At 68.9% G+C, this 14,037-nt stretch carries 10 protein-coding genes and 4 pseudogenes; 11 read left to right on the plus strand and 3 right to left on the minus strand.

The window, feature by feature from the left end; genetic code table 11:
- The coding region (locus ACFWZ5_RS39935; RefSeq protein WP_384892093.1) for a 3-oxoacyl-[acyl-carrier-protein] synthase III C-terminal domain-containing protein at window positions 1-577 on the plus strand (577 nt) is incomplete at its 5' end.
- Between the two features lie 429 nt (window positions 578-1,006).
- Window positions 1,007-2,491 (plus strand): DUF4158 domain-containing protein, encoded by a 1,485-nt coding sequence (locus tag ACFWZ5_RS39940; protein WP_384892096.1) that lies wholly within the window; start codon window positions 1,007-1,009, stop codon window positions 2,489-2,491.
- Here the strand turns inward: ACFWZ5_RS39940 and ACFWZ5_RS39945 are convergent.
- Window positions 2,486-2,701, minus strand: coding sequence for a hypothetical protein (locus ACFWZ5_RS39945; protein ID WP_384892099.1), 216 nt, complete (start codon window positions 2,699-2,701; stop codon window positions 2,486-2,488). The two genes, ACFWZ5_RS39940 and ACFWZ5_RS39945, sit on opposite strands and share 6 nt — an antisense overlap.
- The gene (locus ACFWZ5_RS39950) at window positions 2,698-3,135 is read right to left on the minus strand and encodes a hypothetical protein (RefSeq protein WP_384892102.1); all 438 of its coding nucleotides are present in this window, start codon (window positions 3,133-3,135) and stop codon (window positions 2,698-2,700) included. The genes ACFWZ5_RS39945 and ACFWZ5_RS39950 overlap by 4 nt, the downstream gene beginning before the upstream one ends.
- 232 nt (window positions 3,136-3,367) lie before the next feature.
- Between ACFWZ5_RS39950 and ACFWZ5_RS39955 the strand changes: the two genes are divergently transcribed.
- From ACFWZ5_RS39955 to ACFWZ5_RS39965, 3 genes and pseudogenes are all read left to right on the plus strand, one after another.
- The gene (locus tag ACFWZ5_RS39955) at window positions 3,368-4,375 is read left to right on the plus strand and encodes a recombinase family protein (RefSeq protein ID WP_384892105.1); all 1,008 of its coding nucleotides are present in this window, start codon (window positions 3,368-3,370) and stop codon (window positions 4,373-4,375) included.
- Window positions 4,372-4,596 carry a hypothetical protein gene (locus ACFWZ5_RS39960; RefSeq protein WP_384892108.1) on the plus strand — a complete coding sequence of 75 codons (225 nt, stop codon included), beginning with the start codon at window positions 4,372-4,374 and terminating at the stop codon, window positions 4,594-4,596. The genes ACFWZ5_RS39955 and ACFWZ5_RS39960 overlap by 4 nt, the downstream gene beginning before the upstream one ends.
- 203 nt (window positions 4,597-4,799) lie before the next feature.
- A pseudogene (locus ACFWZ5_RS39965) lies at window positions 4,800-5,167 on the plus strand (Tn3 family transposase).
- A 247-nt stretch (window positions 5,168-5,414) separates the two neighbouring features.
- Here the strand turns inward: ACFWZ5_RS39965 and ACFWZ5_RS39970 are convergent.
- Complete coding sequence (locus tag ACFWZ5_RS39970; protein ID WP_384892111.1) at window positions 5,415-6,398, minus strand: hypothetical protein; 984 nt, start codon at window positions 6,396-6,398, stop codon at window positions 5,415-5,417.
- 595 nt (window positions 6,399-6,993) lie between these two features.
- Between ACFWZ5_RS39970 and ACFWZ5_RS39975 the strand changes: the two are divergent.
- From ACFWZ5_RS39975 to ACFWZ5_RS40000, 6 genes and pseudogenes are all read left to right on the plus strand, one after another.
- Window positions 6,994-8,756: pseudogene (locus tag ACFWZ5_RS39975) on the plus strand (1-deoxy-D-xylulose-5-phosphate synthase); the annotation flags it as partial.
- 78 nt (window positions 8,757-8,834) lie between these two features.
- A pseudogene (gene ispG, locus ACFWZ5_RS39980) lies at window positions 8,835-9,971 on the plus strand (flavodoxin-dependent (E)-4-hydroxy-3-methylbut-2-enyl-diphosphate synthase).
- The gene (locus ACFWZ5_RS39985; protein WP_384892114.1) at window positions 9,968-10,933 is read left to right on the plus strand and encodes a polyprenyl synthetase family protein; all 966 of its coding nucleotides are present in this window, start codon (window positions 9,968-9,970) and stop codon (window positions 10,931-10,933) included. Before ispG ends, ACFWZ5_RS39985 begins: the two are co-directional and overlap by 4 nt.
- A 125-nt stretch (window positions 10,934-11,058) precedes the next feature.
- A pseudogene (locus ACFWZ5_RS39990) lies at window positions 11,059-11,166 on the plus strand (4-hydroxy-3-methylbut-2-enyl diphosphate reductase); the annotation flags it as partial.
- 228 nt (window positions 11,167-11,394) lie between these two features.
- Window positions 11,395-12,507, plus strand: coding sequence for a hypothetical protein (locus tag ACFWZ5_RS39995; protein WP_384892117.1), 1,113 nt, complete (start codon window positions 11,395-11,397; stop codon window positions 12,505-12,507).
- Between the two features lie 11 nt (window positions 12,508-12,518).
- Entirely contained in the window at window positions 12,519-13,862 is a 1,344-nt protein-coding gene (locus ACFWZ5_RS40000; RefSeq protein ID WP_384892120.1) for a cytochrome P450, read from the plus strand.
- Window positions 13,863-14,037: the final 175 nt, after the last annotated feature.

The following is a 14,037-nucleotide window of genomic DNA, read 5'->3' on the forward strand; positions in this document are numbered from 1 at the left end:
CCTGCGCCCCGGCACAGCGGACGAACCAGGCGCGCTCGCCGCCATCGACCTGGGCAGCGATGGCGAGCACTCCGGCCTGATCCACATCGGCGCGGGCGGCTCCCGCCGCCCCGACCCGGAGAGACTCGCTCCCCGCCAAGAGCGCTACTTCCGCATGCACGGCCCCGCCGTGTTCCACCAGGCAGTACGCCGGATGACCGTCTCCTCACACGCCGCGCTCAGCCGCGCCGGCTGGGCGGCCGATTCCATCGAGGCGTTCATCGGACACCAGGCCAACCAGCGCATCCTCGACACCATCGCCGACCGCCTGGCCATCCCGGCCGACCACCGATACGGCAACCTCACCGAGGTCGGCAACACCGCCGCGGCGTCCATCCCCCTCGCCCTCGCCGACACCGCCGAACAGCAAACCGTCCGCCCCGGAGCCCGGACCCTCCTGACCGCCTTCGGCGGCGGCCTCACCTGGGGATCGGCCGCACTCACCTGGCCCGACGTCCAGCCCGTACCGACCGCGCTGTACCAACCCGACAACACCGCCGACCGCCAGACACCGCCCACCAGCACGTCCGCACCGTAGCCGCCGCCCCGAAGCCACTACGCGGCTTGTCACGCGGCCAGCCGCAGGTGCCCGACCGCCTTCCCGTCTGGAGGTGCCAGGTGCCAGGTGTCAGGTACCCAAACGCCGGATCTTGGATGTGATGTACGGGGTGATGGTGGCCAGGTCGACCGGGTCGATCTCCCAGCCCTCCTCGATGAGACCGTTGACCACCTTGTGACGTCTACGGCCTTCTGGAAGATCAGGTCGTTGGCGAGCAGCTCGTTGAATTGGATGATCTTCTCCTGGTCGACCCTGTACTCCCGAAGCTACGGCGAAGTGACAAGTAGCGGTACGTAATGGTGTGGCGAGGGGTGGCGCCTGCTGGCGCTTGGAGCTGAGGAGTTCTGGAGGGGCCCGCTCCTGTTTCACGGTGACGGCTGTCACTGATCGTGAGACAGGAGAGAACGTATGCGGCAGGAGTGGGAGCCGGAGGACCTTATCGAGGTCTGGACGCTGCTCGAAGACGATATGGGCAGGCTGCGGAACAAGTCGGGGGCGAACCGGCTGGGATTCGCGGTGTTTTTGAAGTTCTTCGAGGTGGAGGCCTGGTTCCCGGAGGACGCCGGAGAGGTTCCGGCGCCGGTGGTGCCGTACCTCGCGCAGCAGGTGAAGGTGCCCGCCGAGGAGTGGGCGGCGTGCGACTGGACGAGCCGGGCGATCAAGCGGCACCGGGTGGAGATCCGGGAGGCGTACGGGTTCCGGATCTGCAGTGAAGAGGACCAGGCCCAGCTCGCCGAGTGGCTGGCCGCGGAGTTGTGCCCGGTGGAGCTGTCGAGGGACCGGTTGGCGGAGGCGGTGGTGGCCCGGTGCCGTAAGGCGCACATGGAGCCGTCGGCCCCCGGGCAGGTGGCGCGGCTGGTGGGGTCTGCGGTCAGCACTTTCGTGGACCGGTTTTGTCAGACGACGACCGGCCGGTTGTCGGCGGCGACACGCTCCAGACTGGACGACCTGGTCTCGGAGGACGACGGCCCAGATGGTGAGGAGAAGGGCAGTGTCGGGGGTGGGCAGACGTTCTTCACCGAGTTGAAGGCGGACCCGGCCGGGCTCGGGCTGGAGAGCCTGCTGGGTGAGATCACCAAGCTGCACCGGGTACGGAACCTGGACATGCCGCCGGAGTTGTTCGCGGACGTGTCGGAGAAGCAGGTGGCTGCCTGGCGGACCCGCGCGTCGAAGGAGTACCCGTCCGATCTGCGGGCTGCGAAGGGGCCGGTGCCCTACACGCTGCTGTCCACGTTGTGTCATGTGCGGCAGACGGAGCTCACGGACACGCTGGTGGACTTGTTCATCCAGCTGGTGCAGAAGATCAATACGCGGGCGGAGAAGAAGGTCGAGGGCGAGTTCGTCAAGAAACTCAGGCGGGTCCGCGGCAAGGAGGGCATCCTGCTGCGTCTCGCGGAGGCCGCGGTCGCACAGCCGCAGGGCACGGTGCGCAAGGTGATCTATCCGGTGGCCGGGGAATACACGCTCAAGGCGCTCGCGGCGGAGGCGAAGGCGAACGAGGCCCGCTACCGGGCCCGGGTCCGCACGGTGCTGCGCTCGTCGTACTCGAACCACTGGCGCAGGATGCTGGAGCCACTGCTCAAGGCGCTGGAGCTGAAGAGCAACAACACCGTGTACCGGCCGGTGATGGACGCGATCGACCTGCTCAAGCGGTATCTGGACCAGCCCATTTCGGAGGGCGCGTACTTCGAGGCGGCGGAGAAGGTCGGGCGTTGTCCGTGGCCTCCGGCGCTTCATCGTCCTCGGCCGAGGTGTCGTCGTTCCAGCGCCCGAACGGGCCCACGCGGCCGGGACCGCTCGCGCCAAGTTGCGGGGCGCCGCCCTTCGTCCGATGGAAGCTGGGGATCATCTCACCACCGTACGACGCGCTGTATCTCCGACGGGGCGTCATGAGGCCCGGCGCTGGCCGGGGATGAGCCGCCACGGCCCCGCGTACTCGGCGCCGCAGGCCGCGCAGTGGGCACGGAAGAGCGCGGCGGCCGGGCCCAGGCTCTCGGCTGGACGGGCCGCCAGGCGCCGCCCTTCGATGACCGTGACCAGCTCCGCCCACGGTTCGGGGCACACGCAGGTGGGCGGTAACGCCTCCTCGCCCGGGGCGGTCACGGGGCGCTCCCTTCCTCGGGCGGGTTATCCGGGGAGACCGCCCGCCACTCGCGCGGCGCGCGGCCGACCGACTTCTCTACCTCGGCGACCTCCTGGTGGCCGTAGGCGGTGCGGACCCCGGAGATGGACATGCCGGAGGCGGTGGCCAGGTCGACGAGCTTGTAGGGGCGGGGGCGGGTGAACTCGCGTCCGTAGGCGACCAGGCGGCGGATCTCGGCCTCGGCCTCCTCACGGCGGCGCCGGGCGCCGGCGAGGGCGGCCAGCAGTGGTTCGGCGTCCTCGCCGTGGGCGTCCCAGGCGGCTTCGAGGTTGAAGGCGGCCCGTTCGCGGGCTTCGGTGATGTCCGCCCAGACGTCGCCGCGCACTTCTTCGGGGATGGCGTCGGGTTCGGGGGCGGGGTGGAGGATCGCGGCAATCTCTTCGTACACGCTCATGGATGCAGTGTGCGCAACTAATTGTGATGAACGCAATGAATTTCAGCGGACGGAATCGGCCGAAGTCGGCGACCCGCGAAGCCTGGTTCTCACAAACGGTCCTTTGCCCGAGCAAGATCGAATCGGGGCGAACGAAGATCGCGAAGAAGGTGATCGGTTCGCAGAACGCGGTCTCACTCAAAAGAGGCGGGAGGGAAGTTCTGCGACTTGAGTTGTGCGAAAATCTGGGCTCATGACGGACCCTCACGCGTCTTCCCCGCCCGCCGAGCCGGAAGCCGACCTCGTCGAACCCCACCCTTGCCCGCGCTGCCGCGCCGAGCCCGGCTCGCCGTGCCGCTCCCGCTCCGGCGCGGTAGCGAGCGCGTACCACACCGGCCGCTTCACCAAGGTCCCCAAGCTCGCCAAGGAGCTGCGGGTGCAGACCCCGGCCGACCGCGGGCCCGGGCAGCCCTGGCGGCCCGGCGCCCCGGTGCCCGCCGCGGTCGACCCGGACCTGCCCAGCGCGGACATCCGCATCGGCTACGCCCGGTGCTCCACCCTCGGGCAGGAACTCGACTCGCAGCTCGACGCGCTGGCCAAGCACGACATCCCCCGGGACAAGGTCTTCAGCGAGAAGATCAGCACCCGCATCAAGGTCCGCCCCGCCTTCGAGCAGGCCCTCAAGACCGCCCGCGAGATCAAGGCGCACGCCCCGCACTGCCGCGTCATCTTCACGGTGTACGAGATGAAACGGCTCGGCCGCGACGCCGCCGAACTGACCGCCCTGGCGGACCATCTGACCGAGCACGGCCTGGTGCTGGAGATGCTCGCCGGGCCCCTGCCCGGCCTCTACGACCCCACCGGCCCCGGCAAGCTGCTGTTCGCGTTCTTCGCCGCCATGGCCGAGACCGAGCGCGAGAACATCCGCGAATCCGCCCTCGAAGGGCTCGACACCGCCGCCCGCAAAGGCCAGCACGGCGGCCGGCCCCCGGTCATCACCGACGACATGCTCCACACCGTCCTGAGGCGCAAGGCCAACGGCGAGTCCGTCGAGCAGATCCAGCCCCACCTGGTCATCCCCACCGGCAAACGCAAAGGGAAGAACCCGTCCGTCGCCAGCATCTACCGGGCGCTGGCCGAGTACGAGAAGCAGCAGCGTCACCCCGAGGCCGTCGAGCAGGCCCACGCCGACTTCACCGCCCTCAAGGGCGGCGAACTTCCCGCCCCACGCCCGGCCCAGCAGCCGGAGCCCGCCCGGTGACCACCTACCGCGTCACCTTGCAGTTCGAGAAGGACGGCCCGTCCTCCAGCGGCTGGTGGGCCAATCTCGCCGTCGCCGAGCGGAAGTTCACCGCGTGGCTCGGCACCTACGGTTCGCTCGACGGCGTGTTGATCCAGCTCGCCGAGGAGACGGACGACGGCCGCGACAGCATCCTGAAGACCTGGACCACGGAACACGGTGAAACCCCCGGGCCCGCGTGACGCGCAGCGCCATCCCCGGGTGTCAAATCATGTGACAGCAAACTGCACTCTCTGCATGGTTCCTACTCGACCCCCTTCACCTGCGGCGGCCCCAAGCACCCCACCTACCAGGCCATCGAAGAGTTGGGGCGCTCGGTACGTACGGCGTTCATATCAGCGACTATCTCGCGGACTTCGAGCTGCGCCGGGAGATCAACGACGGGCTGCAGGTGGTGGAGAACTGGAACAGTGCGAACCACGATCTGTTCTACGGCAAGGACGGCGACCTGACGGGCGACGACAAGGAGAGCCAGGAGGTCTCCATGCTGGCCTGCACATCCTGCAGTCGGCTCTCGTACACGTCAATACGCTGCTGCTTCAGGAGATTCTGGCCGAGCCGAAGTGGGCCAAGAAGCTCACCGACGCCGACCGCAGGGCGCTGTCGCCGCTGTTCTGGACGCACGTGAATCCGTACGGCCGCTTCGAACTGGATATGAGCAACCGGCTCGGCCTCAACCCGCCCACGGTGCCCGGCCCACGCGCCCAAGCGCCCCAGGAGGAACCGGCCGCCGAGGACGCCAGCGAAGCCTGAAGACAGCAGTGATCCCCGGCACTGCCCACGAAGGGCAGTGCCGGGGCCCCTTGTTGTGTATGAACCTATCGGGACAGGTGGGCCAGTCCCGTGCAGTCCGACCACCGCGAGGGTCGGGGATGCGGAGCAGGCGGTATCCGCGTGAACATGCTCGTGGCGCGGTGGGTTCTTCCCTGTCCGGGCTCAAGGGTCGGACATGTTGTCGATCATGGAAGATCCGTGCGGAGTCGCGCTGGCAGCGACCAGTTCAGCGCAGCAGGGACGCCCGGTCCAGGACCAGGGCGGCGGACGGGTATCGTTTGTGGGGGGTGAGGAGTTGCCGCATGGCCTCCAGGCTGCGGCCGACACGGGCGGAGTGGAGGTGGGGGCAGTCGTCGAGGAAGCAGCTCCAGTGGGCCAGGGCCACGTCGAGGTGGCCCTGGGCGAGGAGGCTTTCGGCGAGGGCGGCGCGGGTGAGGGCGTTCGCATGCCGTTCGGCGGGGGTGCGCAGGCGTAGCGCGGCCGTATAGGCGCCGACTGCCCCGGTCCTGTCACCGAGAGCGCCCAGGGTCTGGGCACGCTGGTAGTGCAGGGCCGCGAGAGGGTAGGCGGTGAACGGTCCGGGGAGGCTGTCGGCCTGTTCGTGGAGGCGTTCGGCTGCGCCAAGGGCGGTCAGTGCGGTGTGCCGGTCGTGGTGGGCGGCGGCGGTGGCAAGATGGGCCTGGGTGTAGGCGCGCACGGACCGTGAAGAGCGGCGCGCGGTGTCGGCAGCGTGCTCGGACAGGTGCAGCACGCCCCGGGTGTGGTGGCCGAGATCGGATGCGTGGGTGGCCATGGTGCGCAGTGCGATGGCGAACAGGGCGGTGTCTTCGGCGTCGGCGGCCATGCGGGTGGCCGTGAGGTGGTAGTGCTGGGCGAGGGCGTCGTGGCCGTCGTCGGCGGTCATGGTTCCCAGCAGCAGAGTCAGCCGGGCCGCCCCGGCCAGGAGTTGGTGGTGCACCGGCTCGGGGGCAGGGGTGTGAAGCCAGCCCGCGACGGGCCGGTGGAGATAGCCGGCCAGCCCATGGTGCACGGCGCCGCCGCCGTGAGCCTTGGCCGCATCGGAGAACCGGCGGACCATCGCGTCCATCTGCTCGATCCGGGCGCGCAGCGGCGCGGCGGCGGCCGGTGCCGTAGCGCGGCCGTGCGGCCCCGCTACGCCGGGGATGACCGGGAGGGTGAGGGCGGTCAGGCTGTAGACGCCGACGGCCATGAGGCGGCGCCTACCGGGGTCGAGATCATCCCGTAACAGAGTGGAAAGCGTGCGCACGGGCTCAGCCTCCCAGCACGGCTCCGCCCTCGTGACCGAAACCGGAATATTGGGTTCCGTCAGGCCTGCCTCGGACGCGGTGACCGTGCGTCCCAGACGCCTCGTGAGCGCTTGGAGCAGGTAGGTGCCGGCCGGGGGCGGGGGCGGGTCCCGGACAGCCAGCGCGAAACGGACGACTGCCCGCAAGCCACAGTCTGTCCGTGTTCGGCGGCTATCCGCCGTATCCGGGCAGCCAGTTGGGCCTCGCTCAGGCCGCTCTCCTCGACGAGCGCGCGCAGCAGGGCATTCGGTGTCCGGTCCACGTCTCCTCCTTCTGTCTCTCGGTAAACCGGTCCCCGCCTGCGGCTCCCCACCTGTCCGTTCACAAGGGCGCAAGGTTGCATGCAGTGCATGGCATGCACGCTGTGCACCCTCTGGTCGGCAGGTTGGTGGGGTTGTGCACTGGTGATATCCCGCCGCGCGGGCGCCTCAAAGCCTGCCGTGCGGGGTTGTGACTGGTTCAGGCCGCCCCGGGCCCTGGCGAAAGGCAGAGCGCACAATGCCTCCCCCCACTGCCTTCACGCCGCTGCTGCCGGACGGCCTCGACGAGGTCGGCGCCGTACCAGCCGAAGAACTCCCCGCGCTGGCCACACAGATCCGCCGCTTTCTGATCGAGTCGGTGTGCGCCACGGGCGGGCATCTGGGCCCGAACCTCGGCGTGGTGGAGCTCACTTTGGCCCTGCACCGCGTGTTCGACTCCCCGCACGATGCGTTGGTCTTCGACACCGGGCATCAGGCGTATGTGCACAAGCTGCTCACCGGCCGCGGCAAGGAGTTCACCACCCTGCGCCAGTCAGGATGCCTGTCTGGCTATCCGTCCCGGGCCGAGTCGGTGCACGACCTGGTGGAGAACTCCCATGCCTCCACCGCCCTGTCCTACGCCGAAGGGCTGGCCAAGGCCCGCGCCCTGAACGGCGAAACCGACCGGGCGGTGGTCGCGGTCATCGGCGACGGGGCCATCACCGGCGGCATGGCCTTCGAGGCGCTGAACAACATCGGCGGCAACCCCACCCGGCCGGTAATCGTGGTGCTCAACGACAACGGCCGCTCCTACGCCCCCACCACCGGAGCCCTCGCCACCCACCTTTCCGCCTTAAAGCAGGGCGGTGGCGCCGAGGCGTGCCAGAACCTGTTCACCGAGCTTGGCTTCACCTACTTCGGCCCAGTCGATGGGCACGGCACCGGCGAGATCGAGGTCGTGCTGCGCCGCTCGCACGCTATGCGCCGCCCCGTCGTGGTGCATGTGATGACCGTCAAGGGCAAAGGCTACGGTCCGGCCGAGGAAGACGAGGCGGACCGTCTGCACGCGGTGGGACCGTCGACCCCACCACCGGCCGCCCGGCCACAACCACCGCCATGAGGTCGTGGACGAGCGTGTTCGGCCAGGTGTTGGTGGAGGCGGCGGCCGAGCGCGAGGACATCGTCGCGATCACCGCGGCGATGCTCCGGCCCACCCGGCTGCACCTCATGGCCCAAAGGCTTCCGGAGCGGGTCTTCGACGTCGGTATCGCCGAGCAGCACGCTGTCACCAGCGCGGCCGGCCTGGCGATGGGCGGCTACCACCCCGTCGTCGCGATCTACGCGACCTTCCTCAATCGGGCCGTCGACCAGGTGTTGATGGATGTGGCCCTGCACCGGCTGCCGGTCACCTTCGTCCTGGACCGGGCGGGTGTCACCGGCCCCGACGGCCCCTCCCACCACGGCATGTGGGACCTCTCCCTGCTCTCCGCCGTGCCCGGCCTGCGCATCGCAGCCCCGCGCGACGCGGCCCGGCTGCGGAGCCTGCTAAATGCGGCGGTGGACATGCAGGACGGGCCCACCGCCCTGCGCCTGCCCAAAGCCTCCGTCGGCCCCGATATTGAGGCGGTGGCCCGCCTGGACGGCCTCGACATCCTGCACCGCAGCCCCGGCCGCCCCCTCGACGTCCTGCTCGTCCCTGTCGGCCCGCTGGCGAAGGCCGCGCTCGAGGCCGCCGCCCTCCTGCAGGCCAGCGGGCTCGGCGTGACCGTCGCCGATCCGCGCTGGGTCGTCCCGATCAATCCGGCCCTGTGTGCGCTGGCCGCCCGCCACCGCCTGACCTTCACCGTCGAGGACAACATCCGCACCGGCGGCGCGGGCAGCGCCCTGGCCCAGGCCTGCCGCGATGCTCACGTCACCACCCCGGTACACGTGCTCGGGCTGCCCCGCGTCTTCCTGCCCCACGGCCCGCGCCCTGACCTGCTCACCCAGGCGGGTCTCGACGGCCAGGGCATCGCGCGCCGTACGCGAAGAACTCCTCACGCCCCCGCACACCACTACGTCGCCCGATCCCGCCTTCTCCCACCCCGCCGGGAGGGCCCGATGACAGCCATCGGCCTCGGCCTGCCCACCCTCCCCAAGGCCCCGGTGCGCCACCCCACCCGCCAACTCCACGTCGGCGACGTCCCTGTCGGCGGCGGCGCACCCATCAGCGTGCAGACCATGACCACCACGCTCACCGCAGACGTCGATGCCACCCTGCGCCAGATCGCCGCCGTCACCGCCGCCGGCTGCGACATCGTCCGCATCGCCGTCCCCTCCGCCGACGACGCCGACGCGCTGCCCGCCATCGCCGCCAAGTCGTCGATCCCGGTCATCGCCGACATCCACTTCCAGCCCCGTTACGTCTTCGCCGCGATTGACGCCGGATGTGCCGCTGTCCGCGTCAATCCCGGCAACATCAAGAAGTTCGACGACCGGGTCGGCGATCTCGCCAAGGCCGCGGCGTCCGCCGGGGGTGCCCCTCCGCATCGGCGTCAACGCCGGATCGCTGGATCCGCGCCTGCTGGCCAAGTACGGATCGGCATCGCCCGAGGCCCTGGTGGAGTCCGCGCTGTGGGAAGCCTCCCTGTTCGAGGACCACGGCTTTCAGGACTTCGAGATCGCGGTCAAGCACCACGACCCCCTCACCATGATTGCCGCGAACCGGCTCCTGGCCCAACGGTGCGACTACCCCCTGCACTTGGGTGTCACCGAGGCCGGACCGGCCTTCCAGGGCGCCATCAAGTCCGCAGTCGCCTTCGGGATCCTGCTCGCCGAGGGCATCGGCGACACCATCCGTGTCTCCCTGTCCGCCGACCCTGTACAGCAGTCAAGGCCGGCTGCCACACTCTCCAGTCGCTGGGTCTGCGCCCCCGCAAACTGGAGATCGTCTCCTGCCCCGGATGCGGCCGCCTCCAAGTCGACATCCACCGCCTCGCCGCCCAAGTCGAAGCCGCCTTCGACGGCTTTCCCCACCCGTTGTGGGTCGGGGTGATGGGCTGCGTGGTCAACGGCCCCGGCGAGTCCCGCGAGGCCGACCTCGGCGTCTCCTGCGGCAACGGCAAAGGACAGATCTTTGTGGCTGGCCAGGTCGTCCGCACTGTCCCCGAGCCCCAGGTCGTCGAGGCCCTCCTTACCGAAGCCCTGAAGCTCACCGAAACCTCCACCGATGAGTCACCAGAGGGTGAAAGGACATGACCACTACCGCCCCGCAGACGACACATGTCCCGGACCTTTCTGCGGCCCGGCAGCAGGTCGACACGGTCCTGGCCCACTTCCTGGAACGCAAGACCACCACCGCCGCCCCCCAGCACCTGCCCACCGAGACCATCGAGGCCCTGACCTCCTTCCTGAGGGCTGGCGGTAAACGGCTGCGCCCCATGCTCTGCGTCACCGGCTGGCACACCGCAGCCGGGCACCAGCCCCCACCGGCCGCCGTGTTACAGGTCGCAGCCGCACTGGAGATGTTCCACGCCTTCTGCCTCATCCACGACGACATCATGGACCGCAGCCTCACCCGTCGCGGCCAGCCCACCGTTCACCGCGCCCTGGCCGACCGCCACACCGCTTCCCGCCCCCGGGCGCTGGCTGAACAGTTCGGTAACGCGGCCGCCATCCTCATCGGCGACCTCGCCCTGACCTGGTCCGACGAAATCATCCACACCGCCGGGCTCACCCTCGTCCAGCTCACCACGATCCTGCCGCTGCTCGATGCCGTGAGCACCGAGGTCATGTACGGCCAGTACCTCGACCTCACCGCCACCGGCCGACCCACCGACGACGTAGGCCAGGCCCTAACCGTCATCCGCTATAAAACCGCCAAATACACCATCGAACGCCCCCTGCACATCGGCGCCGCCCTCGCGAACGGCTCCACCCCGCTATCCGACACCCTGACCGCCTATGCACTGCCCCTGGGAGAGGCATTCCAGCTGCGCGACGATCTCCTTGGCGTCTTCGGCACCCCGGAACAGACCGGCAAGTCCTGCCTGGATGATCTGCGCGAGGGCAAACACACCGTTCTCGTCGCCCTCGCCCTGCAAATCGCCACCACCCGCCACGCCAGCCTGCTGCGCAGCCTTCTCGGCCGCGCGGACCTCACCGAGGCCCAGGCCACCCAGATCCGCACCATCCTCACCATTACCGGGGCCCGCACCTAGGTCGAAGACATGATCAGCCACCGCCGCGAGTGCGTCCTGCGTCTCCTCACCGCCCCCGGCCCCATCCACCCCGGGGCGCTGCCCACCCTGCACCGCCTGGCTGACACCACCACACAGCGGACCTCATGAGCACGCACCGCAAGGTCCTGCTCACCCCTCCGCGCGGCTGGTGCGCGGACGTCGACCGCGCCGTGCTCGCCGTCGAGAAGGCCCTGGAACGGCGCGGGGCTCCGTCCAACCACGGTGGTCTCGCTTTGGATGGCCTCACACCGACCTGGCGGAAGGAAGCCGGCGGCAAAGCCTGAGCGCAGGCGGAAGCCGATCGAAGGACGGGCCGGGCCCTGGCCTGCCTCGACGAAGCCGCTCTCGCCGCCGGACAGTGAGGGCTTCATCGCCTCGCCCACTTGATAACACGACGGGATCGATGACTCTCGGCATCGGCCCGTAGAGAGGACCGTGACATGAGCATTGGGCACGATGCACAGACGACAGACCATGGCGATAGCAGGACTCGACTCGTCCGGCTGACCGGACCGGGAAGCCCCCCTGATTCCCCGCTGAGCTACCGCGAGCAGGTCGTCCTGCCACGGTTGACGACCCCGCTGCCGGTCGAGGCCAATCCCTTCGAGGACCGGATCCGGCCCTCGGAGGAACGACTGGCCGCACTCGGCGTGCAGGTGGGAAGCGAGATCATGATCCTGCGGTGTGCGGCGTTGATGCACCCGCGAGTCGGCATGGACGATCTACGGCTGGTCGCCGACATCTTCGGGTTCTTCTTCGCCTACGACGACCAGTTCGATGGACCGCTCGGCTGGGACGAGGCGGGCACCGCCGAAACGGTGAACGCCACCAAGCGGATCTTCGCCGGCCACGTCCCCGCCCCGAGCAGTGACCCCCTGAACCACACCCTCATGCAACTGTGGGAACAGCTACGCCTGCGGTCGAACGGTGAACTGTGGGAACGCATTGTCAGCCACACCCTCGGCTGGCTCGACGGCTACAGGTGGGAGACGAGCCTGCGAGTCCAGCAGCGAATTCCCAGCGTCGCCGAACAGACCCGCGAACGGTTCTGGACCAGCGAAATGTCCTTCGACTGGGAATACGTCGAACTCACCGACGCCCCCTTCCTGCCGCGCGCCTTCATCCGCCACCCCGACATCCAGCAGGCCCTCACCGGGTTCACCCTGATCGTCGCCTGGGGCAACGACATTGTCAGCCTGCCGCGCGAGAACCCCTACAACAACATCGTCTACGCCCTCCAGCAGGAGCGATCGTGCCCGCTTCAGGAAGCGATCGACAGCGCCTACCAGTTGGTCCTCGACCTGTGCGACGACGTCATGGCCCGCCAGGACCGGCTTGCCGCCCTCGCGCACGACCTGCGGCTCGACCCCTTCGAGACCGCACGGATCCAGCGCTGGTACGCCAGCATGCTGCTCAGCGCCGGCGGCGCCCTGCAGTGGCACCTGGAAAGCGGCCGCTACAGCCAAGACTCCCTCCACGACCTCCCTTCTCTGTGGGCAGGTCCCTCGTTCAGCGGTCATCGAGCTGGCAGTCGGCAGGAAGGGAAACCCTGATGAGCCTCGGAATGATTAAGACCGCCCCCGGCGTGTGGCCTGTCCTCGGGCACACCCCCCGTCTGATCCGCGACCCGCTGGCCTTCGTCGCCTCCCTTCCCGCTCACGGCGACCTGGTCGAGATACGCATCGCGACCCAGAAGGTCATCGTGGTGTGTGACCCGGAGCTGACCCGCCAACTGCTCACCAGCGACCGGGTCTTCGACAAGGGAGGTGACATGTTCGACCGCCTGCGCGAGGTCACCGGGAATGGCCTGGGGGGATGTCCCCATTCCGACCACCGCAGGCAGCGCCGTGCCGTCCAACCCGCCTTCCACGTCACCCGCATCCCGGTCTACGCTGCCGCCATGACGCGCCAGAGCAGCCAGCTCACCGACTCATGGCACGACGGGCAGCGCATCAACGTGCTCCAGGAGATGCTCAACCTCACCGGTCGCATCACCATCTCCACCCTGTTCTCCGACGCCATCAGCGCGAGCCAGCTCACCACCGCGCTGGCAGACGTGCGCACGGTGATGGCCGGCATCTTCTGGAGAATGATCATGCCGAACCTGCTCAACGCCGTGCCCACACCCCGCAAGATCCGCTACGACCGAGCCCGCGCCCGCCTGCGGCGCCTCACCAGGCAGGCGATCGCAGAACGCCGCGCCAGCACAGCCCGCTACGACGACCTCATCTCGATGGTCATCTACTCGCAACCGACCGACTCCACGCAGCTGTCCGACGCTGAGATCGAAGATCAGGTCATGACGTTCTTCCTCGGCGGCGTCGAGACCACGGCCAACTCCCTCGCCTGGACCTTCCACCTCCTGGCCCGTCATCCCGACGTCCTGCACCGGCTGCACACTGAGGTCGACAGCGTCCTAGCAGGTCGAGCGGCGACCATCGACGACCTGCCCAATCTCCCGTTCACCGGACGGATCGTCACTGAAAGCCTCCGCCTCTACCCGCCCGGCTGGTTCCTCTCCCGCACCGCCACAACAGACACCCAGCTCGGCGGAGCACGCATCCCCGCAGGCACGATCATGGCCTACAGTCCCTACCTCGTTCACCGCAAACCAGAGGACTTCACCGACCCCGACCGGTTTGACCCCGACCGATGGGACGACCACACCTCCGCCTTGGCATCACGCAGCCTGCTCATCCCCTTCAGCGCCGGCCCTCGCAAATGCATCGGCGACACCTACGCCATGACCGAAGCATGTATCGCCCTGGCCACCATCAGTAGTCGCATCACCCTCGAACCCCTCACGGCCCGGCCCGTACGCGCCGCGGTCGACCCGCAACTACACCCCCGAAAACTCGCCCTCCGAGTTGCCACACGTCACCATCGCTCAGGACCACCACCCGAATGACCTCCCTGATCAGATGACAAGCAGACCCCACCTGTGGGCGGGACGGCTTTGGGGCATGACGGCCTGGTTGGGGCAGGACCGGTCCATCATCCAGCAGCCAGACTCGTGCACACCGACCAAGACAGGATGTGCATCTTGGTACCCGGCTTGCGCCGGTCCACGGGGCTCGGGCCTT

Source organism: Streptomyces sp. NPDC059003 (assembly GCF_042740445.1).
Taxonomy (GTDB): Bacteria; Actinomycetota; Actinomycetes; order Streptomycetales; family Streptomycetaceae; genus Streptomyces.